Source organism: Pseudomonas sp. PDM19 (genome assembly GCF_014852215.1).
Classification (GTDB): domain Bacteria; phylum Pseudomonadota; class Gammaproteobacteria; order Pseudomonadales; family Pseudomonadaceae; genus Pseudomonas.
On the sequence record NZ_JACVBG010000002.1, the window covers coordinates 478617 to 504478 of the forward strand.

Genomic DNA, 25862 nt, shown 5'->3' on the forward strand with positions numbered 1-25862 from the left:
CCGATCGTGCGGTCTTTTTCTGCGTGTTTTTCATTTCGCAACAAGGAGATACGACATGGACCGGCTGAGCGCCCTGCTGACCGAGACCTTCGCTCCCTACGCTCCCTCCCTGGGCCCGGCACGCCCCGATGGCGGCCGCATTCTGACCCTCACCAACAACGATGGAGACGTTATTCTGCGACGCGTCATCGAAGGCCAGCACCTGGCGGACCATGAGCAGAGCGAAGAGGCGGTGCAGACCATTCGCCGCGACCTGCTGATCTCTGAAGGCCGCATGGAGGACGATGTCGTTTCCCAGTTGCGCCAGCGTGCGCAGGTGCTGAGCTACGGCACCTGATCGACCTTGCAACGAAAGCGCCGCCCAATGGGCGGCGTTTTCGTTTCCGGGCCTATAACTTGCCCAGGTACTTCAGGCGTGAGCGGATGCCGCCCGTGGTGCGGCCATGTTCACGGGCGATGGCGGCCACGGTCTCCCCGGCCTCGAAGCGCTGCAGCAGCACTGCTTCCTCTTCCGCCTGCCAGGGTTTGCCGGCCTGCTGGGGCAGGGCGCGTGGCTTCGGGGCAGGCATTTCCAGTGCGTGGATGGCGTGGAACAGGGCGCGGATCACTTCCGGTGTCTGGCAGGGATCGTCGACGGCCAGGGGGGAGTTGTGGCGCGGGTCGATGCCCTGGGCGAGCTTGCGCAGCACAGCGAGGGTGTCGGCGAGATGGTCAGCGTTCATGGCAGCTCTCCTGGTTGTATCCGCAGATGCTTGGTGAGCCCTGATCGATTGTCTGTCGGATGCAGCGGGAGATGCGGTAGAAATGGCGGAGCCGCTGTAGGAGCAAGCTCGCTCCTACAAGAACGGTGCGGACTGCTCGCCAACAAAAAACGGCCCCGAAGGGCCGTTTCTCATCGCTGCGGGAAGGATCAGCCACCGAGGTACGCGTCGCGCACCTTGGGGTTCACCAGCAGGTTGGCGCCGGTGTCCTGCATGACGATGCGACCGTTCTCCAGCACATAGCCGCGGTCGGCGAGCTTGAGCGCCTGGTTGGCGTTCTGCTCGACGAGGAAGACGGTCACGCCTTCCTGGCGCAGCTGTTCGACGATGTCGAAGATCTGCTGGATGATGATCGGCGCCAGGCCCAGCGACGGCTCGTCGAGCAGCAGCAGCTTGGGCTTGCTCATCAGCGCACGGCCGATGGCGAGCATCTGCTGTTCGCCGCCGGACATGGTGCCGCCGCGCTGGTTGAAACGCTCCTTCAGCCGCGGGAAGAGCCCCAGGACCTTGTCCATCTGCTCCTGGTAGTCACCCTTGCTGGTGAAGAAGCCGCCCATGGCGAGGTTCTCTTCCACGGTCAGGCGGGCGAACACGCGACGGCCTTCGGGCACGACGGCGATGCTCTTGCGCATGATCACGGAGGATTCCTTGCCGACCAGCTCTTCGCCCATGTAGGTGATGCTGCCGGAGGAGGCGCGCGGCGAGCCGCACAGGGTCATCAGCAGGGTCGACTTGCCGGCGCCGTTGGCGCCGATCAGGGTGACGATCTCACCCTGCTGGACTTCCATGCTGACGTCGTGCAGCGCCTGGATCTTGCCGTAGAAGGTGGAAACCTTGTCGAACTTCAGCATGACTCAGGACTCCCCCAGATAGGCTTTGATCACATCCGGGTTGCCGCGGATTTCCTCCGGGGTGCCGTCCGCCAGCGGGGTACCCTGGTTGATCACGTAGATGTGGTCGGAAATGCTCATCACCAGCTTCATGTCGTGCTCGATGAGCAGGACAGTGACGCCGTGCTCGGAGCGCAGCATGGCGATCAGCGCCTTTAGGTCCTCGGTTTCCCGCGGGTTTAGGCCGGCCGCCGGTTCGTCCAGCATCAGCAGCTGCGGACGGGTCATCATGCAGCGGGCGATCTCCAGGCGGCGCTGCTGGCCGTAGGCGAGGGTGCCCGCCGGACGGTTGGCGATGTCCTTGAGGTTGACGATTTCCAGCCAGTGGGAGGCGTAGTCCAGGGCCTCGGCTTCCGCGCGACGGAAGGCCGGGGTCTTGAGCAGGCCGGCGAGGAAGTTGGTGTTGATGTGCCGGTGTTGCGCCACCAGCAGGTTCTCCACCGCGGTCATCTCCTTGAACAGACGTACGTTCTGGAAGGTCCGCACCACGCCCTTGTGGGCGATCTTGTGGCCCGGCAGGCCCTGGATGGGCTCGCCGCGCAGCAGGATTTCGCCGCCGGTGGGCGCGTAGAAGCCGGTCAGGCAGTTGAACACGGTGGTCTTGCCGGCGCCGTTGGGGCCGATCATCGAGATCACCTGTTTCTCCTGGACCTTCAGGGCCACGTTGTTGACGGCCAGCAGCCCGCCGAAGCGCATGGTGAGGCCGGCTACTTCAAGAATCGGTCGGCTCATTTTCGCAACTCCAGGTGCGGGCGCTGCATGGGCAGAAGCCCCTGCGGACGCCAGATCATCATCAGCACCATGAGGGCGCCGAACATCAGCATGCGGTACTCGCTGAACTCACGCATCAGTTCGGGCAGCAGGATCATCACCACGGCGGCCAGGATGACGCCGAGCTGGGAACCCATGCCACCCAGCACCACGATGGCGAGGATGATGGCCGATTCGATGAAGGTGAACGACTCCGGTGTGACCAGGCCCTGGCGCGCGGCGAAGAAGCTGCCGGCGAAACCGGCGAAGCAGGCGCCGAGGGTGAAGGCGGAGAGCTTGATCAGCGTCGGGTTCAGACCCAGCGCGCGGCAGGCGATCTCGTCTTCGCGCAGCGCTTCCCAGGCGCGGCCCAGGGGCATGCGCAGCAGACGGTTGATCACGAACAGCACCAGCAGTACCAGCAGCAGCGCGACCAGGTAGAGGAACACGACCTTGTAGTTCGAGTTGTAGGCGATGCCGAAGAACTCGTGGAAGGTCTGCATTCCCTCGGGGGCGCGGCGCTCGAAAGTGAGGCCGAACAGCGTCGGCTTCTCGATGTTGCTGATGCCGTTGGGGCCGCCGGTGAGCCAGGTCATGTTGCGCAGCAGGATGCGGATGATCTCGCCGAAGCCCAGGGTCACGATCGCGAGGTAGTCACCGCGCAACCTCAACACCGGGAAGCCGAGGATGAAGCCGAAGAACGCGGCCATCAGGCCGGCGATCGGCAGGCACACCCAGAAGCCCAGGCCGTAGTAGTGCGACAGCAGCGCGTAGCTGTAGGCGCCCACGGCGTAGAAGCCGACGTAGCCGAGGTCGAGCAGGCCGGCCAGGCCCACGACGATGTTCAGGCCCAGGCCCAGCAGCACGTAGATCAGGATCAGGGTGGCGATGTCCACCGCGCCGCGCGAGCCGAAGAACGGCCAGGCGAGGGCGACGAGAATCAGCACCATGATGATCTTGCGTTGCACGGAGGCGTGGGTCAGACGTTCGGCCAGCTTGGTGTGCGGGTGCGACAGCGCCTGTTTCACGCTGCCGCCGAAGGCGAAGCGATCACGCACCAGTTGCCAGACGAACATCAGCACGGCGCAGGCGGCGATGGTCCAAAGGCGGGTAGGGCTGACGTTCTCCAGCTGCAGGCCGATGCCGATCACGCTGAGCTTGATGCCCAGCACCGGATAGGCGACGGCCATCACCAGCAGGGCGCTGAAGAAGGCGGTCTTGAGTTTCTGGCTCATACCTTTTCCACCTCCGGGCGACCGAGAAGGCCAGTGGGGCGGAAGAGCAGCACGAGCACCAACAGGGTGAACGCCACCACGTCCTTGTACTGGTCACCGAACACGTCGGCGCCAAAGGCTTCGGCAACGCCCAGCACCAGGCCGCCGAGCATGGCGCCCGGAATGCTGCCAATGCCACCCAGCACCGCGGCGGTGAACGCCTTGATGCCGGCGAGGAAGCCGATATGCGGGTTGATCACGCCATACTGCAGGCCCAGCAGCACCGCGGCCACGGCGGCCAGGGTGGCGCCGATGACGAAGGTCAGGGCGATGATGTTGTTGGTGTTGATGCCCAGCAGGTTGGCCATCTTCAGGTCTTCCGCGCAGGCACGACAGGCGCGCCCCAGGCGGGAGCGGGAAATGAACATGGACAGGCCGTACATGGTCAGCAGGGTGACGATGAAGATCAGCACCTGCATGTACGAGATGGTCACGCCGGTCATCTCGTCCGCGCCGATGATGAAGTTGCCCGGCAGCAGGTTGGGGATTGCCTTGTCCTTGGAATCCTGGGCCAGCAGAACCTCGTTCTGCAGGAAGATCGACATGCCGATCGCGGAGATCAGCGGAATCAGCCGGTTGCTTCCACGCAGGGGCCGATAGGCGATCCGTTCGATGGTGTAGCCGTAGGCGCTGGTGACGATGATCGCCGCGGCGAAGGTGCAGATGATAACGACAGGGAGACTAACGATCCCCATCATGGCCAGCCCCGTGATCACGATGAAGGCTACGTACGAGCCAATCATGTACACCTCGCCATGGGCGAAGTTGATCATGCCGATGATGCCGTAGACCATGGTGTAGCCGATGGCGATCAGGGCATAGGTGCTGCCGACGGTGAGGCCGTTGATCAGCTGTTGCAGGTAGTGATAGAGCTCAGGCATTACCTAACTCCTCGGGCGTCGCGTGAAGCGGCGCTTGTGGCGCGACGGACCCCCGGAATACTCGGATAAACAAAGCCCACTGCGTGGGCAGTGGGCTTTGTGTGGCGGCGGGTGGCTTACTTGGCTTCGGTCTTGGTGCCGTCCTTGTGCCACTGGTAGACCACGAAGTTGAAGTTCTTCAGGTCGCCCTTCTCGTCGAAGCCCAGGTCACCGGTGGGAGTCGCGAAGGTGTTGGCGCGCAGAGCGGCTGCCACCTTGTCGGTGTCTTCGCTGCCGGCTTTCTTGATGCCTTCGGCGATAACCTGGACGGCGGCGTAGGCCGGGAACACGAACGGACCGCTCGGGTCTTCGTTCTTGGCCTTGAAGGCGTCAACCAGGGCCTGGTTCTTCGGATCCTGGTCGAAGGACTTCGGCAGGGTCACGTAGAGGCCTTCGGAAGCCGGGCCGGCGATGGCGGAGATCTCTTTGTTACCCACGCCTTCCGGGCCCATGAAGCCGACTTTCAGGCCTTTCTCGGAAGCCTGGCGCAGGATCAGGCCCAGCTCCGGGTGGTAGCCGCCGTAGTAGACGAAGTCGACCTTGGCCTGCTTGAGCTTGGCGATCATCGCGGAGAAGTCCTTGTCGCCGGCGTTGATGCCTTCGAACAGGGCGACCTTGATGCCAGCGTCTTCCAGGGTCTTCTTCACGGCAGTGGCGATGCCTTCGCCGTACTGCTGCTTGTCGTGGATCACGGCCACGGTCTTGGGCTTGATGTGCTCGGCGATGAACTTGCCGGCGGTCGGGCCCTGCAGGCTGTCCAGACCGATGGTGCGGAAGATCAGCTTGTAGCCACGGGAAGTGATGTCCGGGCTGGTGGAAGCGGCGGTGATCATCATCACGCCTTCGTCTTCGTAGATGTCCGAAGCCGGTTGAGTGGAGCTGGAGCACAGGTGGCCAACGACGAACTTGACGCCATCGTTGACGATCTTGTTGGCAACGGCCACGGCTTGTTTCGGATCGCAAGCGTCGTCGTAGACCACGCCTTCGAGTTGCTTGCCGTCGACGCCGCCGGCCTTGTTGATCTGCTCAATGGCCATCTTCGCGCCAATGAACTGCATCTCCCCATACTGGGCGACTGCGCCGGTCACCGGGCCGGCCAGAGCAATCTTGATGGTGTCGGCGGCCATGGAGAAGCTGGCAACGCCGGCCAGGGCCATGGCGGTGAACAGCTGGGAAAGACGCTGAGTACCCTTTTTCATAATGCTCCACTCTTCTTGTGTTTTCGTTTTTGTAGTCCTGGTCGCCAGCGGCTCACCGGACCGGGATTGCCCCGGACAGACCCACCGGCAACTGTACCGGTACAGTGTAGAGTGCCGCCGGACCGCTTGAAAAGCGGGTGGCGGGCAGCCGATTGTGGGCATGTCGCAAGATTGAAACAAACGTACAGAAAAACGGCGCTGTATGACTTTTCCTTGTGGGTTTCCGTCACCAGCGAAAACGCCGTCCGAACCTTGCCTGGCGCGGTCCCGGCGCTATCATGGCGCCGTTCGTTTACCAGGTGAGATTCATGACTGAACAAGCTAGCACCCTCTATGCCAAGTTGCTTGGCGAAACCGCGAAGATTTCCTGGCAGGAGCTCGCGCCCTTCTTCGCCCGCGGCAACCTGCTCAAGGTCGCGGCTTGCGCCGATCTGGTGGAGGTCGCGATGGGCGTGGCCGAGGACGACCGGACCAAGGTTGCCGCCTGGCTGGCCAGTGGTGATCTGAGCAAGGTCGACGAAAAGCTGGCGCAGGACTTCCACGACCGTGACCCGGAACTCTGGGCGGTGGTGATTGCGCCCTGGGTGTTGGTTCAAGAAAGAGTTCGAAAAGAGTCCGTGCACTGACGCAGGGCGATTTCCAATTCGAAAAGGCCGGCTAGACTGTCGGGATTCCATAGAAGGAGATTCGCCATGTTCGAACCGGGCCATCTGCATCTCCAGTCCCTGCCGGGGCTGGGGCAGCAGGAGATTGACGCTCACATCAACTATGAAGTCCGCAAGGATGTGGAAAAGGGCACCATCGTCCACTTCACCATGAAGGGCGAGATCGACGGTAATTCCTTTACCGAAGAGTGGGACATGCCCAAGGAGCAGGCCTTCAACTTTGCCAGCGATGCCACCCGCATTGCGCAGAAGCATGGCCTGCATCCACGGTTCGGCTCGATGGTGCGCAACCACAAGGAGTACGACGCGATGTTCGAGGACATCCGCCAGAAACTCGGCACCAACCCTGGCGACCCGATCGACCTGGACAAGGTCATCCACGGCGATTCGTAAGCGACGCATTCAAAGAAAAGCCCGGCCATGTGCCGGGCTTTTTGTTGTGCGTCATCTGCCACAGAACTCAGTGGCTCACCCAGCGCTGCCGCGCCCAGGCGCTGAGGCTGTCGACGCACAGCACCAGCAGCAGCATGGTGATGATCACTGTGGCCGCCTGGGCCTGCTGGAACAGGCTGAGGCTGAAATACAGCATCTGCCCCAGGCCGCCTGCACCGACGAAGCCGAGCACGCTGGCCATGCGGATGTTGTTCTCCCAGCGATAGAGCATGTACGCCACCAACTGCGGCCAGACCGCCGGAAGAGTGCCGTAGGCGAAGGCGGCGACGCGTCCGCCGCCGGCCAGGCGCACGGCTTCCGCCGGGGCGGTCGGGGTATTTTCCAGCGCCTCGGCGAACAGCCGGCCGAGCACGCCGCCGGTGTGCAGCGCCAGCGCGAGCGTGCCGGCGTTCGGGCCGAGCCCGGCGGCCAGCACCATCAGCGCGCCCCAGACCAGCTCCGGCACCGCGCGCAGGGCATTCAGGAACAGCCGCGACAGGCTCTGGGCGATACGCCCGAAACGCCCGGCCGCCGGCAGCGCGAGCAACATGCCCAGCAGTGCCGCGAGCAGGGTGCCGATGGCGGACATCGCCAGGGTTTCCAGGGCGCCGCGACCGACTGCCGTGAGGTGCGTGGCGCTCAGGTCCGGCGCGAGGAAGTCGCGGCCGTAGTCGAGCATCTGGCCGAGGCCGCGCGCGTCGAACAGCCCGCCGGTGTCCATCTCCAGGTAGGCGAAGGATGCGCCGATGGCGAGCAGGATCAGCAGCAGCCAGCCCAGGCTGCGCAGCAGGCCGGTCATTCGAGCCTCCCGCGCAGGAAGCGGCTGAGCAGGTCGGCGCCCAGCACCAGCACCAGGAACATCAGCAGGATGCTCGCCACCTCGCCGCCGGCGAACATGCGCAGCGACAGGTCGATCTGCTGGCCGAGACCGCCGGCGCCGACGAAGCCCATCACCACCGAGGCGCGGATCGCGCATTCCCAGCGGTAGACGGTGTAGGAGATGAGTTCCGGCGCGGCCGAGGGCAGTACGCCATAGGCGAAGGCCTGCAGCCGCGAACCGCCGCCCAGCAACAGGGCGCGGGTCGGGCGCGGGTCCACCGATTCGAAGATTTCCGCGTAGACCTTGCCGAGCATGCCGCCATAGGTGATGGCGATGGCCAGCACGCCAGCGGTGGGGCCCAGACCCACGGCGCGGACGAACAGCAGCGCCCAGACGATTTCCGGCACGCTGCGCAGCACGATGAGCAACCCGCGCACTGGCCAGCGCAGCGCCCGCGCCCACCAGGCCGGCAGGCCACCACGGGGCAGGGCGGAGATCGACAGCGCGCGGGTCGCCAGCAGTGCGGCAGGGAAGGCGATCAGCCAGGCCAGCGCCATGCCGGCAGTGGCAATGGCCAGGGTTTCCAGGGTGGCGCGGCCGAGCAGGGCGAGGAATTCCTCGTCATGGGCCGGCGGCCAGAAGCCGCCGAGGAAGTTGGCCATGGTCCGCGCGTTGTCGCCGCTGAACAGGCCGGCGATATCCAGCTCGGACAGGTGCAGGCCCGGCCACAGCAAGGCCAGGGCAAGCAGGGTGAGCAGCAGGCGCGGCAACGCTGCCGGGTCGCGCGGCGGGCTCTTGGAAAGTGCGGGGTTCAGCATCGCGGAATCTGCACCACCAGCGGTTTGCCCACCGGCGAGGAAGCGTCCTGCTGGCCGAGCTGCTCGTTGGCGTAGAGGGCGCGCAGGTCCTCGGGAGTGACGTTCTCCGCCGCCTTGTCGAAGGCGATGCGTCCGTCGCGTACGCCGACGATACGCGGGAAGTGCTCCAGCGCCAGGTCCACCGCATGCAGGCTGGCCAGCAGCGTCACGCCACGGTTCTGCGCTTCACGGGTGAGTACGCCGAGGGTATGGCCGGCGAGCACCGGGTCCATGGCCGAGACGGGTTCATCGGCCAGCAGCACTTCGGCCTGCTGGTACAGCGCACGGGCGATGCCGACCCGTTGCAGCTGGCCGCCCGAGAGCTGGTCGCAGCGCTCGAAGAGCTTGTCGCCCAGGTCCAGGCGCTGCAGTTCGCTGCGGGCGCCGGCGCTGTCGACGGGGTAGAGCAGGCTGGCCAGGCTTTTCCACAGCGGCCACTGGCCGAGGCGGCCGGCGAGCACGGCGGTGACCACCCGCTGGCGCGGTGGCAGCGGCGGAGCCTGGTGCACCAGGGCAATGCGCGAGCGCAGGCGCTGGCGCGCAGGACCACTCAGCGCCCAGGGCTGGGTGCCGAGCAGGTCGAAACTGCCGGCAGCGGGCTTCAGTGCAGTGGCGAGGATACGCAGCAGGGTGGTCTTGCCCGCACCCGACGGGCCGATGATCGCCACCCGTTCACCGGCAGCGACGCTGAGGTCGATACCGGCGAGCGAGCGCTGGCCGTTGGCGTGGATGTGCTCCACGCCGGTCAGTTTCAGGGTCACTTCAGCAGGCCGGCGGCGCGCGCCGATTCCTCGATGCCCTTGTAGTTGTCAGGCTGGGTCTCGATGAAGCGGCTGGCCGCCTGCAGGTCGAGGATTTCCTTGTCGCGCGGCTTGCTCGGGTCGAGGGCGAGGAAGGCCTTCCTGATCTTCTCGGCCAGGGCCGGGTCGAGGTTGCCGCGCACGGTCCAGTTGTAGTCGTAGTAGGTCGGGGTGGTGGCGAAGACCTTCACCTTGTTGGTGTCGACCTTGCCGCTGTCCACCAGCTTCTGCCAGACGGAGGCGTTCAGCACGCCGGCGTCGACCTTGCCGGCCTGGACCCAGGCGACGGTGGCGTCGTGGGCGCCGGAGTAGGCCACGCGGGAGAAGAACTGCTCGGGTACCACGCCGTCCTTCTGCATGAAGTAGCGCGGCATCAGGCTGCCGGAAGTGGACGACACGGAACCGAAGGCGAAGGTCTTGCCCTTGAGGTCCTGGATCGATTTCACGTTCGGGTCGGCAGTGATGAATTTGCTGGTGAACTGCTGGTCCTGCTCGCGCTGTACCAGCGGGATGGCGTTGCCGGTCTTCAGGCGCGCCTGGACGAAGGTGAAGCCGCCCAGCCAGGCCATGTCGAGGCGATCCGAAGCCAGGGCTTCGACCACGCCGGCATAGTCGGACACCGGGATGAACTTCACCGGCATGCCCAGTTGCTCTTCCAGATAGGCACCCAGCGGCTTGAACTTGCGCAGCAGTTCGGTGGGGGCTTCATCGGGAATGGCCGAGACTTTCAGTTCTTTCGGGGTGTCGGCGTGGGCGAAAACGGCGGACAGGGACAGGGCAAAACCGGCGGCGAGCGCCAGGGAGCGTTTCAGCATGGGGAGAGTTCTCCGGTTCAATGGCGGAAAAAACTCCGGGAGTATAGTGGCGGCGCGCCTGTTTGGCAGCTGGCACGTCGTCCGCCGGGTCAACTTCGCGCCTGTTAGAATGCCGCCTCCCCGTGCCCGTCCTGCTGTCGAACTGGAGATCACCCCATGTCGTCCCCTTTGCCATCCCTCGCTTTTGCCGGTCTCGGCCTGATGGGGGTACCCATGACGCGCCGCCTGCTCGCCGCGGGCTACCCGCTGGCCGTGTGGAACCGCTCCGCCGGCAAGCGCGAGCTGCTGGCCGCCGAAGGCGCCACGGCCGTTGAAACGCCCGCGCAGCTTTGCGCCGACGCCGAAGTGGTGATGCTCTGCCTGGCCGATACCGCCGCCGTTCGCGAAGTGGTGTTCGGCGCCGGTGGCATCGTGGAAGGCGCCCGCGCCGGCCAGGTGCTGGTGGACTTCTCCAGTCTCGAACCGGCCGCCACCCGCGAGATGGCCGCCGAGCTTGCAGCACGCACCGGCATGCGCTGGGTCGATGCGCCGGTTTCCGGCGGCACGCCGGGTGCCGAGGCCGGCACCCTGGCGATCATGGCCGGCGGCCGCGTCGAGGATATCGAGCGCGTACGGCCGATCCTCGCCCACCTCGGCCAGCGCCTGACGCGCATGGGCGATGTCGGCGCAGGCCAGGTGACCAAGGTGTGCAACCAGATGATCGTCGCCTGCAACGCCTTGGTGATCGCCGAAGTGGTGGCGCTGGCGGAGCAGTCCGGCGTCGATGCCAGGCTGATCGCCCCGGCCCTGGCCGGCGGTTTCGCCGATTCCAAGCCCTTGCAGATTCTTGCCCCGCAGATGGCCGAGAGCCGCTTCGAGCCGGTGAAGTGGCACGTGCGCACACTGCTCAAGGACCTGGATACCGCCGTCAGGCTGTCCCGCGAGGAAGGCTCGGCCACGCCCATGAGCGGCCTTGCCGCGCAGCTGATGCGCCTGCATGGCAGCCAGGGCAATCTCGAACGCGACCCGGCTACCCTGGTCGAGCAATACCGTCAGTCAAAGGAATTCCCCGCATGAAACTCTGCGCCAACCTGTCCCTGCTGTTCACCGAAGTCCCGCTGCTGCAGCGCATCGACGCCGCCGCGAAAGCCGGTTTCGAGGGCGTGGAGATCCAGTTTCCCTACGACGTCCCCGCGCAGGACCTGAAAGCCGCACTGGACGAAGCCGGCCTGCCGCTGGTGCTGATCAACCTGCCGGCCGGTGACCTGATGCAGGGCGGTCCCGGCATCGCCGCCGTACCGGAGCGTGCGACGGAGTTCGAAGCGGCGCTGGCCAAGGCGCTGGACTATGCGCGCATCGTCAAGCCGCAGCACATCAACGTGCTGGCCGGCCGGCTGGTCGAGGGGCAGGAGCGCGAAGTCGCGCTGCAGACCCTCGCCGAGCGCCTGCGCGCCACCTGCGATGCCTTCGCCGGCAGCGGCACCGACGTGCTGATGGAAGCCATCAACTGCCACGACATGAAGGACTTCCTGCTCAACACCCCCGAGCACCTGCAGGACATGCTCGAGCGCGTGGCGCGGGAGAACCTGCGCGCGCAGCTGGACCTCTACCACATGGCGCGCATGGGCCTGGAACTGGTGGATTGCATCTACGCGCTGATGGGCCAGATCGGCCACGTGCAGTTCGCCGACTACCCCGAGCGCGGCGAGCCGGGCTCGGGCGAGATGGAGTTCGCAGTACCGCTGCAGGTGCTCGACGATGTCGGCTACGAAGGCTGGCTGGGCGCCGAGTACCGCCCCACCGGCACCACTGCCGACTCCCTGCGCTGGCTGCCGCGCTGGCGCGCCGGCAAGTTCGACTTCTGAGCCTGGATCACGGGCCTCAGGCCTGGCTGCGCAGCAGCGCCGAGTCGCTGTCCTCGCGGTAGGCGTCGAGGAACTCCACCAGCGCGGAGAGTGGCAGGGGCCGGCTGAACAGGTAGCCCTGGGCGAGCTCGCAATGGTTGTCGCGCAGGAACGCCAGTTGCTGCGCGTGCTCCACGCCCTCGGCGATCACCTTAAGGTGCAGCTTCTGCGCCATGGCGATGATGGCCTGGGCGATCTCGCTGTCACGCCGTGATTGCGGCACGTCGCGGATGAAGGAACGGTCCACCTTCAGCGCATCCAGCGGCAGCTGGCGCAGGTAGGACAGGGACGAATAGCCGGTGCCGAAGTCGTCGATGGACAGGCTCACGCCCAGGTCGCGCAGGCGATTGAGCAGCGGGATGGCCTGGCTGATGTTGGACATCACGGCGTTCTCGGTGACTTCCATCTCCAGGTAGCGGGCGGCGAGGCCGGTGTCGGCGAGAGTCTGCTGGACCTCATCGACCAGCCCTTCGCGGCCCAGGTTGCTGGCGCAGCAGTTCACCGCCACCCGCAGGTCCTTGTAGCCGAGGTCGTGCAGGCGGCGCAGGTCCTCGCAGGCGCGGCGCAGCACCCAGGCATCCAGCGCGCCGATCAGCCCGTTGGCGGTCGCCAGCCCGATGAAGCGATCCGGTGCCAGCAGGCCGTGGGTCGGGTGCTTCCAGCGCACCAGGGCTTCGAGCTGCTCCACTTCGCCGTGGTCGATGCGCAGGATGGGTTGGTAGTAGAGCACCAGTTCGTCGTCCCACAGTGCCTTGCGCAACTCCTCTTCCAGCTGCAGTTCCTGGGTCGCCTTGGTTTTCAGGTGCGGACTGAAAAAATGCGTGGCATTGCGGCCGTTGCCCTTGGACTGGTACAGCGCGAGGTCGGCGTGCTTGAGCAGTTCTTCAGGTTGCTCGCTGTCGTTGGGGAACAGGCTGATACCGACGCTCATGGTCATCACCAGGCTGCGCCCGGCAATGCTGATCGGTTCCTTCATGCGTTGCATCAGACGCTGGGCGAGGATGCGCGCTTCGTGATCTTCGCCAAGGTCCGCGAGGATGCAGAACTCGTCGCCACCAAAGCGCGCCAGCAGGTCGGTGCTGCGCAGCGCGCTGCGGATGCGCTCGGAGACGATGCACAGCAGTTCATCGCCAGCGGCGTGGCCGAGGGAGTCGTTGACCCGCTTGAAGTGGTCCAGGTCCAGCAGGATGACTGCCATCCCCTGGGCCTTCTGCCGGTTGCGTTGCAGGCGGGCCTCGAACTCGTCATTGAGTGCATTGCGGTTATGCAGGCCGGTGAGGCCGTCGAAGCGCGCCAGTTTCTGCAGCGAGGCGTTGGCACTGTCCAACTGGTTGAGCAGTGCGTTGACCCGGCTCAGCTCGCTCACCTTGCTTTCCAGGCTGTCCTCGATCCAGGCCGCCCAGAGTCCGGCCAGCACCACGGCCAGCGCCAGCAGGCCGACCATCAGTCCGAGCTGGATGGCGTTGTTGCGCCCCAGGTCCGCTACCGGCGCTACCCAGCTGGGCAGGGTCAGGATCAGTGCGGCCATGCCGGTGAAGTGCATGCTGGAGATGGCTCCGCCCAGCAGCAGGCTGGCGAGGGTCTGGTAGATCCACTGGCGGCCTGCCGGCTGGCGATTGAGCACCGGTGCCAGCACCAGGGCGACGAAGGCCACCAGCACGGCCATCAGCACCGAGAGGGTGACCAGCAGCGGATCGTAGTGCTGCATCGGTGGTGACTCGATGGCGGCCATGCCGGTGTAGTGCATGCCGGCGATGCTGGCGCCGATGCAGCAGGCGGCCAGCAGGTACTGCAGCGGGCTCAGCCCGGCGTGGGCGAGCAGGCGCATGGCAACCACGCAGATGGCGATGGCAATGAGCAGCGAAAGCAGGGTCAGGCCGCCGGCGAAATGCAGTGGCACCGAAGCGTGGAAGGCCAGCATGGAGACGAAGTGCATCGACCAGATGCCGCTGCCCAGGCAGATGCCGCCGACCCACTGCCAGCGGTGTGCGTGTTGCGGAGCCCGGACCATTCGGGCGGTGATGTTCAGCGCGACGAAGCTGGCGACGCAGGCGATCAGGATGGCCAGCAGGACCAGTCCGGGGTTGTGTGAACACTCCAGCAGCACAGCATCGGGTACGGCGTCCTGGTGCCAGTCCATGGGCGGGATGCTCCGGATGTCGGGGGAGGAGGCAGATTGATATCACTTTGCTTCAAGTCTAGGAAGCCCGGGTGACGCTGCAAGGAACTCGTTGAATTTTCGGCGCAATGCCGGGAGGCGCGCGACGTACGGTAGTACCAAGTGTCCAGCCGATCTCGGTTCCGACCGCCGACCGGAAGCTTGTAGCCAACTTGACACTTTTTTGACTAACTGCCCGCTAGAGTTGCGCCGCCGGCCGGCAGGGTCGGCCATCCCATTTCCTATCCGACTCTCGATGTAAGGAGTGCGCTCGATGTCCGAGGGCAAGCGCCGCCTCTTCCCCCAGGTCAGTTCCGCGCGGCTGGTCCTGATGTTCTCGCTGGCACTGGTGCTGTTCTACAACTTCGCCACCTGGCGGGCGCTGAACAGTCTGGTGCCCATGGAGGGCCTGTGGGGCGTGGCGTTCTTCGCCTCGTTCGGCTTCTTCCTGTGGGCCGCCTTCACCCTGCTGCTGACCCTGGTGTCGTTCCGCCCGCTGCTCAAGCCGGCATTGACCCTGGTGGCGCTGGTGTCCGCGGCCGCGGCGTACTTCATGAACTCCTACGGTGTCGTGATCGATACCGTGATGGTGCAGAACGTCGTCGAGACCAACCCCGGCGAAGCCGCCGCGTTGTTCAGTGCACGCATGTTCGGCTACCTGCTGGTGCTCGGCGTGCTCCCGGCAGCGATCATCTGGCTGACACCGGTGCGCTACAGCCCGTTCTTCCGTGGCCTGCTGAACAAGGTGCTGGTGATCTTCGGCTGCCTGGTAGTGGTCGCCGTCTGCGTGGGGGCGTTCTATTCCACCTATGCCCCGGTGTTCCGCCAGGAAGAGAAGCTGACCCACTTCATCAACCCGACCAACTACATCTACGCGGTGAGCAAGTTCACCAAGCAGCGCCTGGGCATCAAGGAAAACCTGGTGGTGCAGCCCATCGGCGAGGACGCAGTGATGCCGCGCAAGGTGAGTGCCGATGGCCGCAAGTCGCTGATGATCTTCGTGGTTGGCGAAACCGCCCGCGCGGACCACTTCTCCCTCAACGGCTACGCCCGCGACACCAACCCGGAACTGAAGAAACTCGACATCCTCAACTTCACCAACGTCAGCTCCTGCGGCACTTCCACCGCGGTGTCGGTGCCCTGCATGTTCTCCAGGTTCCCCCGCGAGGACTACAGCGACAAGAAGGGCAAGACCAACCAGGGGCTGCTGGACATCCTCCAGCGCGTCGGCGTGTCGGTGCTCTGGCTGGACAACAACAGCGACTGCAAGGGCACCTGCCTGCGCGTGCCCAATCGCGATATTCCGAAGGATCAGCCGGGCCCGTTCTGCGACGGCAGGAACTGCCTGGACGAAGCCCTGCTGCAGAACCTGCAGGCCTACATCGATGGCCTGAAGGACAACGCCATCATTGTCCTGCACGCCGACGGCAGCCACGGCCCGGAATACTACGAGCGCTATCCCAAGTCGCTGGAGCGCTTCACCCCGGTGTGCCGCACCAACCAGCTGGGCAGTTGCAGCAGCGAGGAACTGGTGAACGTCTACGACAACACCATCCTCTACACCGATTTCTTCCTGTCCAGGGTGGTCGAGCTGCTCAAGCAGAACCAGGAGCGCTTCGACACCTCGATGGTCTATGTCTCGGACCACGGTGAGTCGCTGGGCGAGAATGGCGTCTACCTGCATGCCGCGCCCTATGCCATCGCCCCGAAGGCGCAGACCCACGTGCCCATGGTGATGTGGTTCGGCAGCGGTGCGCTGGGCGGCATGGGCGTGGATCGCGGTTGCCTGGAGAAGAAGGCCGACGGCGCCGAGCTGAGCCACGACAACCTGTTCCACTCGGTGCTCGGTCTTTACGGCGTGCACACCAGCCTGTACCAGCCGGACCTGGATATCTTCCACTCCTGCAGGCGCGACATGACTGCCGCGCAATGACTTGAGGGCCGGCCTGAACGGCGGCCATGAAAAAGGCCCTGCGGCGAGAGCCGCAGGGCCTTTTGTCTTTGCGCGGGCTGTTACTTCTCGCGAACCAGCAGCACCGGGCGGTTGCTGACGCGCAGCAGGCCTTCGGCCACGCTGCCCAGCATCAGCCGGCGCACGCCACGGCGGCCGTGGGTGCCCATGACGATGATGTCGGCCTTGGAAGCTTCGGCCTCGATCTCGATGCGCTCGGCGATCTCTTCGCTGGCGCGTTCCTGGCAGACCCGCTCGAAGCTGGTTTTCACCGGGAACTCGGCGACCTTGTCCTTCGCCTTGGCGAGGATGTCATCGGCAGCCTTCAGCGCGGCTTCGCGCAGCGGCTCCGGGTTGTAGTACACGGCGTAGTCGGGCAGATGGCGCAGCGGGCTGTCGACGATGGTGATGACCCGCAGCTCGCCGCCGCTCAGCTGGGCCAGCTTGGCCGCTTCGACCAGGGCACGGTCGGAAACCGGGCTGCCGTCCACCGCTACCAGAATGCGCTCGTACATGATGTGTTCCCTCAATGAGTGGCTTGGTAAGGAAACTCTATCCCCCCATGGGCGAGATTCCCTTGCGCAGCGTCAATGGTAGTCGGTGTGTCCGATCGTGCCGGGAATAGAGCGGCGTAACGGGGTGTTTCGAAGTCGGCCGGTGCTCCGGCCAGGCATGAAAAAAGCCGCCACCGGTTGCCCGGTGGCGGCTTCTTCATGACGCGATGGCGGGGATCAGCCCGCGACCAGTACGCGGATCGCTTCCAGGCGCAGGGAGGCCTTGTCCAGCAGCGCCAGGCTGTCGTCGCGCTGCTTGCGCAGGGCGTCCAGCTCGCTGTCGCGCACGCTGGGGTTGACGGCCTTGAGTGCGGTCAGGCGCGCCAGTTCTTCGTCCAGGGTCGCGGTCAGCTGCTGGCGGGCCGCTTCGACGCGCTCGGCATGGCGCGGGGTGATCTTGGTCTCGGCCTGGGCGAACTGCTTGGCCAGTACATCACGCTGCGCCTGCACGAACTTGTTGGCGCTGGCGCGCGGCACGCTTTCCAGCTGGTCGTTCAGGGTCTCGAAGGACACACGCGAGGACAGGTCGTTGCCGTTGGCGTCCATCAGGCAGCGCAGCGCCACCGGCGGCAGGAAGCGGCCCAGCTGCAGCTTGCGCGGCGCCACGGCTTCGCTGACGAACAGGAGCTCCAGCAGCACGGTGCCGGGCTTGAGCGCCTTGTTCTTGATCAGCGCCACCGAGGTGTTGCCCAGCGAGCCGGACAGCACCAGGTCCATGCCGCCCTGCACCATGGGGTGTTCCCAGGTGAGGAACTGCATGTCTTCGCGGGCCAGGGCCTGGGCGCGGTCGTAGGTGACGGTCACGCCTTCGTCGTCGCCCAGCGGGAAGCTGGCGTCGAGCATCTTCTCGCTCGGGCGCAGGATCAGCGCGTTCTCGGAGTGGTCCTCGCTGTCGATGCCGTAGGTGTCGAACAGGCGTTCCATGTAGATCGGCAGGGCGAACTGGTCGTCCTGCTCCTCGATCTCTTCCACCAGCGCCTCGCCCTCGCCGGCGCCACCGGAGTTCAGCTCCAGCAGGCGGTCGCGGCCGTTGTGCATCTCGGCTTCCAGCGCTTCGCGGGCGGCGGTGCCTTCGGCCAGCAGGGCCTCGAAGGCGTCGTCGTCGCCGCCGTCCAGCAGTTCCACCAGGCGCGGGCCGAAGCGATGCTGCAGGGCGTTGCCGGTGGGGCAGGTGTTGAGGAAGGCGTTGAGCGCCTGGTGGTACCACTGGAACAGGCGTTCCTGCGGGCTGTTCTCCAGGTGCGGCACGTGGATCTGGATGGTGTGCTTCTGGCCGATCCGGTCGAGGCGGCCGATGCGCTGCTCCAGCTGGTCCGGGTGGGCCGGCAGGTCGAACAGCACCAGGTGATGGGCGAACTGGAAGTTGCGGCCTTCGCTGCCGATTTCCGAACAGATCAGCACCTGCGCGCCGAATTCTTCATCGGCGAAGTAGGCGGCGGAGCGGTCGCGCTCAAGGATGCTCATGCCCTCGTGGAACGCGCTGGCCGGGATGCCGGACTTCACGCGCAGCGCGTCGCCCAGGTCCAGGGCGGTCTCGGCGTGGGCGCAGATCACCAGCACCTTGTACTGCTTGAGCATCTTCAGGGTGTCGATCAGCCAGTCGACGCGCGGGTCGAAGCGCCACCAGCGGGCGTTCTCGTCGCCGTCCTCGGCCTGGGCCTGGAAGCTGACTTCCGGGTAGAGGTCCGGGTGCTCGCCCAGCGGCAGTTCCATGTACTCGATCGGGTTGGTCAGCACATAGGGATGCAGCTGGCGCTCCGGGAAGCCCTGCACGGCGGCGCGGGTGTTGCGGAACAGCACGCGGCCGGTGCCGTGGCGGTCGAGCAGTTCGCGTACCAGGCGGGCGCGGGCATCTTCATTGCCGGCCTCGACGCTGGCCAGCAGCTCGTCGCCCGCGCTGCCGAGGAAGCCATGGATGGCCTGGCGAGCGGCGGGGGAGAGGCTGCCCTGGTCCACCAGCTCCTGCACCGCTTCGGCGACCGGGCGGTACTGGGTGCTTTCGGTGCGGAAGGCTTCCAGATCGTGGAAGCGGTCCGGGTCGAGCAGGCGCAGACGGGCGAAGTGGCTGTCCAGGCCGAGCTGTTCCGGGGTCGCGGTGAGCAGCAGCACGCCGGGGATGACCTGGGAGAGTTGTTCGACCAACTGGTATTCGGCGCTGGCCTGTTCCGGGTGCCACACGAGGTGGTGGGCTTCGTCGACCACCAGCAGGTCCCACTCGGCGGCGAACAGCGCGTCCTGGGCCTTCTCGTCCTCGCGCAGCCACTCCAGTGCCACCAGGGCCAGCTGGGTGTCTTCGAAGGGGTTGCTGGCATCGCTCTCGACGAAACGCTCGCGGTCGAACAGGGCGACTTCCAGGTTGAAGCGCCGGCGCATTTCCACCAGCCACTGGTGCTGCAGGTTTTCCGGCACCAGGATCAGTACGCGGCTGGCGCGGCCGGAGAGCAGTTGGCGATGGATCACCAGGCCCGCTTCGATGGTCTTGCCCAGGCCCACTTCGTCGGCCAGCAGGACGCGCGGCGCCATGCGGTCGGCGACTTCGCGGGCGATATGCAGCTGGTGCGCGATGGGTTGCGCGCGGGCGCCGCCCAGGCCCCAGAGCGAGGACTGCAGCAGGCGGGTGCGGTGTTCCAGGGTGTGGTAGCGCAGGCCGAACCAGGACATCGGGTCGATCTGCCCGGCGAACAGGCGGTCGCTGGCCAGGCGGAACTGGATGAAGTTCGACAGCTGGGTTTCCGGGACGGTGTGCTGCTCGTTCTGCGCGGTGATGCCGTGGTAGATCAGCAGGCCGTCGATCTCGTCCACTTCGCGGACGGTCATCTTCCAGCCTTCGAAATGGGTGATCTGATCGCCCGGGGCGAAGCGCACACGGGTCAGCGGCGCATTGCGCTCGGCGTACTGGCGGGTATCACCGGTGGCGGGATAGAGCACTGTGAGCATGCGGCCGTCCAGCGCCAGGATGGTCCCCAGGCCGAGTTCCGCTTCACTGTCGCTGATCCAGCGTTGACCGGGTTGATACTGCGCCATGGACACCTCCCAAAAAAAGCCGGCTATGGTACCGGAACGCGCAGCGTTCAGCGATGGCCGTCGGCACCTCCGGTCGCCCGAATCATCGGCAAGAGCAGTTGGAGGCGCGCACTCATCACGAATCGTGGAAAGTGTAGCGAGGCGCACTCAAGTCTGTAGCGCTCCGGCCGATAGCCTGACCAGAGGACTTGTCAGCGCACTTCTCCACAGGGCTTGCCCCCAGGAACACTCGATGCTGCCGCCCATTCCCCATAGTCTGGCACCCGTCACTGCCCAGCAGGACGTGCCCAAGCCGCGACCGGATGTCGCCCCGGTGACTCCGCCTGCCCCCAGCGCGGGCAATGCCGGCGTGGAACTGGAGCGTCGCCCTGACGAACAGGCGCTGCGCGAGGAATACCAGCGCCGGCGCAAGCGTCGCCAGCTCGCCGATGGCACGCCCGAGGGCGAGGCGCTGGAGGAACTGGAGGAAGTCGAGGAACTGGGCGAAGACGTACAGGCCGCCCAGCGCAAGGGACTGTGGATCGATGTCGAGGTCTGACCCGGCGGCGGAGTAGACTGGCCCATCGCTGAGTACCCGAGCTTTCCATGCTGTTCGATGACGCCCCGATCCTTCTCCCCGATGCCGAACTGCGCCTGGTCCCCGACTGGTGCCCGCCGTCGCGCGCGGCCCAGTGGCTGGAGCAACTGCTCGAGCAGACGCCCTGGGAACAGACCGTCGTGCACCTGCACGGGCGCGATTACCCGGTGCCGCGCCTGGTCAACTGGTACGGCGATCCCGAGGCTTTCTATACCTATTCCGGCCAGACCCACGCGCCGCTGCCCTGGACGCCGCTGCTGGCGGAAATCCGCTCGGCGGTGGAACAGGCCGCCGGCCAGCGTTTCAACGGCGTGCTGCTCAACTACTACCGCGATGGCCAGGACTCCATGGGCTGGCACAGCGACGACGAGCCGGAACTGGGGCGCAACCCGGTGGTGGCCTCGCTGAACCTTGGCGGTACGCGGCGCTTCGATCTGCGGCGCAAGGGGCGAAACACAATCGAACACTCCATCGAGTTGTCCGGCGGATCGCTGCTGGTCATGTCTGGCGCGACACAGCATTATTGGCAACATCAGGTTGCCAAGACGCGCCGTCCGGTAGCTCCGCGCCTGAATCTGACTTTCCGCCTGGTGCATGCCCTGCCATGAGCAACGACGACAAGCTGATCGACTTCACCGCCGAGCGCGACAAGCGCATCCACGACGTGCACGAAAAGCGTCTGCAGGACGTGCGCAAGGCCTTCGAGCAGGCGCTACCGCTGGGCAAGCCGCGCAAGAAGGGCAAGAGCAAGCCGAAGAAACGCTGATTTACCCCCTCCCAGGGCCGCAAGGCCCCGCTCTGCGCGGCTTCCCGCCGCACCCGACACCCTCCGGAACTTGACCTGCGTCAGTGCTCCGGCCCTCCCCGCAAAGCGCCCTGTCGACCATTGATCCAGGTCAATTGGTCCCGCCCGGCCGCCGGTAATCTGCACACATCCCCAGACGATGTAGGCAACAGGAGGCCAGCATCATGTTCATCGACGAAGTGGTTCTCGCAGGCGTCCTTACCGTTGGCCTCATGGTTCTGTTCTTCGGTGGGGTCGGAATTTTCATCTGGAAGGACAGCCACAAGAAGGGCTGATCCTTACGGATACACAGAGCACGCAAGGCACTTCGGGCGACTTAGGTCGCCCGTTTTTTTGCCTCGACGAAAGTCGGGATGACATATTGTTAGCTTGCTAATAATATTATCGACAACGATCCCGTCATCCCCGTTGCCGACTATCTTTAAGCGATAGATCCGGACCCTTTCGAGAGACCGCGTGCGACCTACGCTACAGGCATTCCTCGCGCCGGATACGCTGGCGCTGAAATTCGCGATCAAGACCCTCCTGGCCGGCGGCCTGGCGCTCTGGTGCGCCTTCCGTTTCGACCTGGAGCAGCCGCAGTGGGCGCTGATGACGGTGTTCATCGTGTCCCAGCCGTTGTCGGGGATGGTTGTGGCCAAGGGCATCTTCCGCCTGATCGGGACCCTGATCGGCACGGTCATGTCGGTGGTGATGCTCGCGCTGTTCGCCCAGACGCCCTGGCTGTTCCTGCTGGCCATTTCGCTCTGGCTCGGCCTCTGTACCGCCGCCTCCACCTCCCTGCGCAACCACGTGTCCTACGCCTTCGTACTATCGGGCTACACCGTGGCGATCATCGGCCTGCCGGCAATCAGCCACCCGCTGGACGTCTTCGACCAGGCCGTGGCGCGCAGTACGGAAATCTGCCTGGGGATTCTCTGCGCCTCGGCGGTCAGCGCCATCCTCTGGCCGCGCCGCGTCGAGGCCAACCTGGACAAGCAGGCCTACGCTACCTGGCTCACCGGCATGCAGGCCGCGCGCAGCGAGATCGATGCCGACGCGCGGCAGATCAAGGGCCTGTTGCAGGCGCTGGGCAAGATCGTCGAAGTCGATGTGCAGCGTGACCACGCCTGGTTCGAGGGTTACCGCGGGCGGATGCGTTCGCGTGCGCTGCGGATTCTTTCCCGCGACCTGCTCAGCCTGCTGCGCACTGCGCGTGGAGTGGCCCGCCAGCGCAGCGTGCTGGATGCCGAGGACCGCGCGCGCCTGCAACCCTGGTTCGAGGAACTGCGCGCCACCCTGGAGGACCCGCAGGTCGACGCCATGCGCTCGCTGCAGGAGCGGTTGCAGGAGGCCGGCCTGGACGAAAGCTACTCCAACGACCTGCGCTACTGCCTGACCCGCTGCGCGCTGCTGCTGCTCAAGGCGCTGAACTCGGAGAAGACCATGCGCGCGGTGGCGGACGGGCGGGTGGACGATGTCGCCACCGGCACCCTGTCCTGGCACCGCGACTGGCTCATGGCGCTGTTCTATGGCCTGCGCAGCGCGCTGGCGCTGCTGGGCATGTCGGCCTTCTGGATGGCCACCGCCTGGCCGGCGGCTACCGGCGGCATGCTGCTGGCGGCGGTGATCTGCAGCCTGTTCGCCAACCGCGACAACGCCGTCACCATCGGCCTGGGCTTCCTGCGCGGCATCCTCTACGCGATTCCGGCGGCCGCCATCGTCAGCCAATGGCTGCTGCCACAGTGGAACGGCTTCCCGCTGCTCTGCCTGGCGCTGGGTGTGCCGCTGTTCTTTGCGCTGCTGGGCATGGCCACGCCGGCGCTGGCGGGTACGGCGACGTCCTTTTCGATCCACTTCATCACCCTGGTGGCGCCGAGCAACGTGATGAAGTACGACCTGGCCAACCTGCTCAATTCGGCGCAGGGCATCGTCATCGGCGTGGGTTTCGCCGTACTGGTGTTCCGTCTGCTCACCCTGCCGGCGGACTGGCTCAACCGGCGGCTGATCCAGGCCACCTGCGAAGACCTCGGGCGCCTGACCCGGCGGCCGCTGGCCGAAGCCGAGAGCTGGTTCGGCGGGCGCATGGCGGACCGCCTGATCCGCCTGGCGCGGCACTACACCCTGTTGCCGAAGGAGGAGCAGCGGCGCTGGCAGGATGGTCTGCTGGCGCTCGATCTGGGCAATGAACTGATCCACCTGCGCTCCTGCCTCAGCGGCGCCCAGGGGCAGTTGCGCAAACGCCGTGACCAGTTCCTCGGCGCGCTGGGCAGCGTACTCGAGAAAGGGCCCGGAGACGGGCGCGAGCAGCGCCTGGAGGCCCTCTGCCCGCCGCTGGAGGAAGCCCTTGCGCATGACCTGCAGGGCGACAACGAACCCAACCGCCTGGCCCGTGCCGCGCTGGCGCAATTGCGCCATACCTGGCGCCAGTGGTGCCGTCTGGAGGACGCCGATGGGACTGCATGAGTTCGGCTGGGGCGGGGTGTTCCTCAGCCCGCTGTTCATCTATGCGGTGCTTGCGCTGGGCCTGACGGTCGTATTGCGCCTGCTGCTGCAGGCCACCCCCTTCGGGCGCTGGATCTGGCACGAGGCGCTGTTCGACTGCGCGTTGTTCGTGCTGATTCTCTGCGCCATCACCTGGGCGCTCAGCGCAGCGCCTTGAGAGGAGAAGCTGTATGCGCGGATACCTTCGCGTAATCGTCACCATCGTCCTGGTCATTGCCGCCGTCCTGGCCGGCACCTGGCTGTGGCGTTACTACATGCTGTCGCCGTGGACCCGCGATGCGCGCGTGCGCGCCGACGTCGTGGTGATTGCACCGGACGTCTCCGGCTGGGTCACCGACCTCGCCGTGCAGGACAACCAGCAGGTCAAGGCCGGCGACCTGATCATGCGCATCGACCACGAGCGCTATGCGGCGAACCTGGAGCAGGCCAAGGCCCTGGCCGAGACCCGGCACCAGCAGTACCTGCTGCGCGTGAGCGAGGCTTCGCGGCGCAGCAAGCTGGGCATCGCGGCGATCAGCGCGGAGGACAAGGAGACCGCGCAGATCAACGCTTCCATCGCCAAGAGCGAGTACGACGAGGCACAGGCCCAGGTGCGCCTGGCGCAACTGAACCTGACCCGCAGCGAGATGCGCGCCCCGCGCGACGGGCAGATCACCAACCTGCGGCTGGCCCAGGGCAACTATGTGCAGGCCGGCCAGGCGATGATGGCGCTGGTGGACCAGAAGTCCTTCTATGTCACCGCCTACTTCGAGGAAACCAAGCTGCCCGGCATTCGCATCGGCCAGCCGGCGCGGGTGGTGCTGATGAGTGGCGACATCGCCATCGATGGCACCGTGGAAAGCATCAGCAGCGGCATTACCGACCGCAACGCGATCCCCGACAGCCAATTGCTGGCCAACGTCGAACCGACCTTCAACTGGGTGCGCCTGGCCCAGCGCATCCCGGTGCGTATCCACCTCGACAAGGTGCCCGAGGGCGTACACCTGAGCGCCGGCATGACCGCCAGCGTCACCGTAAAACCGTGAGCGGGGCGCTTGCCCGCTCGCGCTGAAGCCAGCAGGACAAGGCCGCGCAGACGATCGACGCAGTGACCAGCGAGACGCCCACCCAGGGCGTCCAGGCGATGCCGGCCAGGCTGATCACCGCACCGCCCAGCGCCGCGCCGAGGGCCACGCCCAGGTGCATCGCCGAAGTGTTCAGCGCCACCCCGGCACTGCCGCTGGCCGGGTCGCTGGCCAGCAGGTAGCTCTGCACTGCCGGCGAGATCATCCAGCTGATGGTGCTCCAGACCATCAGTGCGCTAAGCAGCAGCCACGGGCGGCCGAGGCTCAGCGGGATCGCCAGCATCGCCAGGCCGAACAGCACCGGTACCAGCAGCAGCGCGCGGCGATGGCCGAGGCGATCGCTCAGCCAACCGCCCAGATAGCCGCCACCGATGGCCGCCAGGCCGATCAGCAGCAGGGTGAGCGCGATGCTCTGGCTGTCGGTGATCCCGGCAACCTGCTGGAACCACGGGGTGATGTAGGCGAACAGGGTGAAGTGCCCGCCCAGCAGCAGGATCGATACCAGTTGTGCGAGGTTCAGCGCCGGATTGCGCAACTGGCGCCGGTAGGCCGCGCCATTGGCCGGGCTATCCAGTGTGCGGCGGGGCAGGGCGATCCGCAGCAGCGCGGCCAGTGGCAGCGAATAGAAGGCGATGGCGGCGAAGATCCAGCGCCAGCCGAACCAGTCATTGACCAGCACGCCGGCTGGCACGCCGAACACCAGCGAACCGCTGATGCCCATGAAGATCAGGCCGATGGCGCGCCCGCGCTGGGGCGGCGGCGCCAGCTCCACCGCCAGCAGGCTGGCCTGCATGATCAGCAGCCCGCAGCAGGCGGCCATGCCGATGCGCATCAGCAGCAGCGAAACATAGCCGGGACTCAGCGCAGTGCCCGCGTTGAACGCGGCGAATACCAGCAGGGTGATGACCAGCAGCCGACGGCAGTCGGCGCCACGGGTGAGCCAGCCGAGCAACGGCGCGGCGATGGCGAAGCTCAGGGAGAACAGGCTGGTGAGCTGCCCGGCGAGGCTGAGGGAGACGTGCAGGTCGGCGGCGAGCGAGGGCAGGATGCCGGTGAGGATGGCCTCGGCGAGGCCCGCGGCGAAGGTGCAGAGGGACAGCAACAGCAGTCGAAGGTCCATGGCGGCTCCGATTCCCGGTGAGGGGTTTCGGGCACGAAGCCTTCGGTTATCCCAAGTGG

27 protein-coding genes are annotated in these 25862 nt (G+C 65.8%); 13 read left to right on the forward strand and 14 right to left on the reverse strand.

What is annotated here, in order from left to right:
• Positions 1–55 precede the first annotated feature (55 nt).
• Positions 56–337 (forward strand): DUF3509 domain-containing protein, encoded by a 282-nt coding sequence (locus IB273_RS10455; protein ID WP_192224017.1) that lies wholly within the window; start codon positions 56–58, stop codon positions 335–337.
• Between the two features lie 52 nt (positions 338–389).
• Here the strand turns inward: IB273_RS10455 and IB273_RS10460 are convergent, their stop codons facing one another.
• The 6 genes from IB273_RS10460 to IB273_RS10485 form a co-directional block, all read right to left on the reverse strand.
• A complete protein-coding gene (locus tag IB273_RS10460) occupies positions 390–722 on the reverse strand; it encodes a hypothetical protein (RefSeq protein ID WP_151188064.1) in 333 nt (110 codons plus the stop codon).
• Between the two features lie 188 nt (positions 723–910).
• The gene (locus tag IB273_RS10465; RefSeq protein ID WP_045210454.1) at positions 911–1612 is read right to left on the reverse strand and encodes an ABC transporter ATP-binding protein; all 702 of its coding nucleotides are present in this window, start codon (positions 1610–1612) and stop codon (positions 911–913) included.
• A 3-nt stretch (positions 1613–1615) separates the two neighbouring features.
• Positions 1616–2383, reverse strand: coding sequence for a high-affinity branched-chain amino acid ABC transporter ATP-binding protein LivG (livG, locus tag IB273_RS10470; protein ID WP_081515899.1), 768 nt, complete (start codon positions 2381–2383; stop codon positions 1616–1618).
• On the reverse strand, positions 2380–3636 hold the full coding sequence (locus IB273_RS10475) for a high-affinity branched-chain amino acid ABC transporter permease LivM (protein ID WP_138215391.1): 1257 nt from the start codon (positions 3634–3636) through the stop codon (positions 2380–2382). The genes livG and IB273_RS10475 overlap by 4 nt, the downstream gene beginning before the upstream one ends.
• On the reverse strand, positions 3633–4556 hold the full coding sequence (livH, locus tag IB273_RS10480) for a high-affinity branched-chain amino acid ABC transporter permease LivH (protein WP_081515895.1): 924 nt from the start codon (positions 4554–4556) through the stop codon (positions 3633–3635). Before livH ends, IB273_RS10475 begins: the two co-directional genes overlap by 4 nt.
• A 116-nt stretch (positions 4557–4672) precedes the next feature.
• A complete protein-coding gene (locus tag IB273_RS10485) occupies positions 4673–5794 on the reverse strand; it encodes a branched-chain amino acid ABC transporter substrate-binding protein (protein ID WP_081515893.1) in 1122 nt (373 codons plus the stop codon).
• A 308-nt stretch (positions 5795–6102) separates the two neighbouring features.
• On the opposite strand from IB273_RS10485, the gene IB273_RS10490 reads away from it, so the two are divergent.
• Positions 6103–6420, forward strand: coding sequence for a DUF2288 domain-containing protein (locus IB273_RS10490; protein WP_081515892.1), 318 nt, complete (start codon positions 6103–6105; stop codon positions 6418–6420).
• Positions 6421–6486: 66 nt separating this feature from the next.
• A complete protein-coding gene (locus IB273_RS10495) occupies positions 6487–6852 on the forward strand; it encodes a DUF5064 family protein (protein WP_081515890.1) in 366 nt (121 codons plus the stop codon).
• A gap of 67 nt (positions 6853–6919) precedes the next feature.
• On the opposite strand, the gene phnE is transcribed toward IB273_RS10495, so the two are convergent.
• From phnE to IB273_RS10515, 4 genes are read right to left on the reverse strand one after another with little or no spacing between them, the layout of a single operon-like run.
• On the reverse strand, positions 6920–7690 hold the full coding sequence (phnE, locus tag IB273_RS10500) for a phosphonate ABC transporter, permease protein PhnE (RefSeq protein ID WP_192224018.1): 771 nt from the start codon (positions 7688–7690) through the stop codon (positions 6920–6922).
• Entirely contained in the window at positions 7687–8529 is an 843-nt protein-coding gene (locus IB273_RS10505) for a PhnE/PtxC family ABC transporter permease (protein WP_192224019.1), read from the reverse strand. Before IB273_RS10505 ends, phnE begins: the two co-directional genes overlap by 4 nt.
• The gene (locus IB273_RS10510) at positions 8523–9329 is read right to left on the reverse strand and encodes a phosphonate ABC transporter ATP-binding protein (protein ID WP_192224020.1); all 807 of its coding nucleotides are present in this window, start codon (positions 9327–9329) and stop codon (positions 8523–8525) included. Before IB273_RS10510 ends, IB273_RS10505 begins: the two co-directional genes overlap by 7 nt.
• Positions 9326–10183 (reverse strand): putative selenate ABC transporter substrate-binding protein, encoded by an 858-nt coding sequence (locus IB273_RS10515; RefSeq protein WP_081515883.1) that lies wholly within the window; start codon positions 10181–10183, stop codon positions 9326–9328. The genes IB273_RS10510 and IB273_RS10515 overlap by 4 nt, the downstream gene beginning before the upstream one ends.
• Before the next feature lie 156 nt (positions 10184–10339).
• On the opposite strand from IB273_RS10515, the gene IB273_RS10520 reads away from it, so the two are divergent.
• Positions 10340–11239 (forward strand): NAD(P)-dependent oxidoreductase, encoded by a 900-nt coding sequence (locus tag IB273_RS10520; protein ID WP_081515881.1) that lies wholly within the window; start codon positions 10340–10342, stop codon positions 11237–11239.
• Positions 11236–12027 (forward strand): hydroxypyruvate isomerase family protein, encoded by a 792-nt coding sequence (locus IB273_RS10525; RefSeq protein ID WP_192224021.1) that lies wholly within the window; start codon positions 11236–11238, stop codon positions 12025–12027. Before IB273_RS10520 ends, IB273_RS10525 begins: the two co-directional genes overlap by 4 nt.
• A gap of 16 nt (positions 12028–12043) precedes the next feature.
• On the opposite strand, the gene IB273_RS10530 is transcribed toward IB273_RS10525, so the two are convergent.
• Entirely contained in the window at positions 12044–14206 is a 2163-nt protein-coding gene (locus IB273_RS10530) for a putative bifunctional diguanylate cyclase/phosphodiesterase (protein WP_192224022.1), read from the reverse strand.
• A 292-nt stretch (positions 14207–14498) separates the two neighbouring features.
• On the opposite strand from IB273_RS10530, the gene IB273_RS10535 reads away from it, so the two are divergent.
• The gene (locus IB273_RS10535) at positions 14499–16157 is read left to right on the forward strand and encodes a phosphoethanolamine transferase (RefSeq protein WP_192224023.1); all 1659 of its coding nucleotides are present in this window, start codon (positions 14499–14501) and stop codon (positions 16155–16157) included.
• A gap of 80 nt (positions 16158–16237) precedes the next feature.
• Here IB273_RS10535 and IB273_RS10540 read toward each other — a convergent pair whose 3' ends face one another.
• Together IB273_RS10540 and rapA are read right to left on the reverse strand one after the other, a co-directional pair.
• A complete protein-coding gene (locus IB273_RS10540) occupies positions 16238–16690 on the reverse strand; it encodes a universal stress protein (protein WP_192224024.1) in 453 nt (150 codons plus the stop codon).
• 216 nt (positions 16691–16906) lie between these two features.
• On the reverse strand, positions 16907–19759 hold the full coding sequence (gene rapA, locus IB273_RS10545; RefSeq protein WP_177429470.1) for an RNA polymerase-associated protein RapA: 2853 nt from the start codon (positions 19757–19759) through the stop codon (positions 16907–16909).
• Between the two features lie 226 nt (positions 19760–19985).
• Here rapA and IB273_RS10550 point away from each other — a divergent pair, with 226 nt between their 5' ends.
• From IB273_RS10550 to IB273_RS10575, 7 genes are all read left to right on the forward strand, one after another.
• Positions 19986–20291, forward strand: a complete 306-nt coding sequence (locus IB273_RS10550) for an aspartate-semialdehyde dehydrogenase (RefSeq protein ID WP_081515872.1) — start codon at positions 19986–19988, stop codon at positions 20289–20291.
• Positions 20292–20338: 47 nt separating this feature from the next.
• On the forward strand, positions 20339–20938 hold the full coding sequence (locus tag IB273_RS10555) for an alpha-ketoglutarate-dependent dioxygenase AlkB family protein (protein WP_081515870.1): 600 nt from the start codon (positions 20339–20341) through the stop codon (positions 20936–20938).
• Positions 20935–21096, forward strand: coding sequence for a hypothetical protein (locus IB273_RS10560; RefSeq protein ID WP_088419735.1), 162 nt, complete (start codon positions 20935–20937; stop codon positions 21094–21096). Before IB273_RS10555 ends, IB273_RS10560 begins: the two co-directional genes overlap by 4 nt.
• A gap of 203 nt (positions 21097–21299) precedes the next feature.
• Entirely contained in the window at positions 21300–21410 is a 111-nt protein-coding gene (gene ccoM, locus IB273_RS31750) for a cytochrome c oxidase subunit CcoM (RefSeq protein WP_277873429.1), read from the forward strand.
• 181 nt (positions 21411–21591) lie between these two features.
• On the forward strand, positions 21592–23580 hold the full coding sequence (locus IB273_RS10565) for an FUSC family protein (protein ID WP_192224025.1): 1989 nt from the start codon (positions 21592–21594) through the stop codon (positions 23578–23580).
• Positions 23567–23776, forward strand: a complete 210-nt coding sequence (locus tag IB273_RS10570; protein ID WP_037010214.1) for a DUF1656 domain-containing protein — start codon at positions 23567–23569, stop codon at positions 23774–23776. The genes IB273_RS10565 and IB273_RS10570 overlap by 14 nt, the downstream gene beginning before the upstream one ends.
• Before the next feature lie 13 nt (positions 23777–23789).
• Positions 23790–24644 (forward strand): HlyD family secretion protein, encoded by an 855-nt coding sequence (locus tag IB273_RS10575; protein WP_192224026.1) that lies wholly within the window; start codon positions 23790–23792, stop codon positions 24642–24644.
• Here IB273_RS10575 and IB273_RS10580 read toward each other — a convergent pair.
• A complete protein-coding gene (locus IB273_RS10580) occupies positions 24628–25803 on the reverse strand; it encodes an MFS transporter (RefSeq protein ID WP_192224027.1) in 1176 nt (391 codons plus the stop codon). The two genes, IB273_RS10575 and IB273_RS10580, sit on opposite strands and share 17 nt — an antisense overlap.
• Positions 25804–25862: the final 59 nt, after the last annotated feature.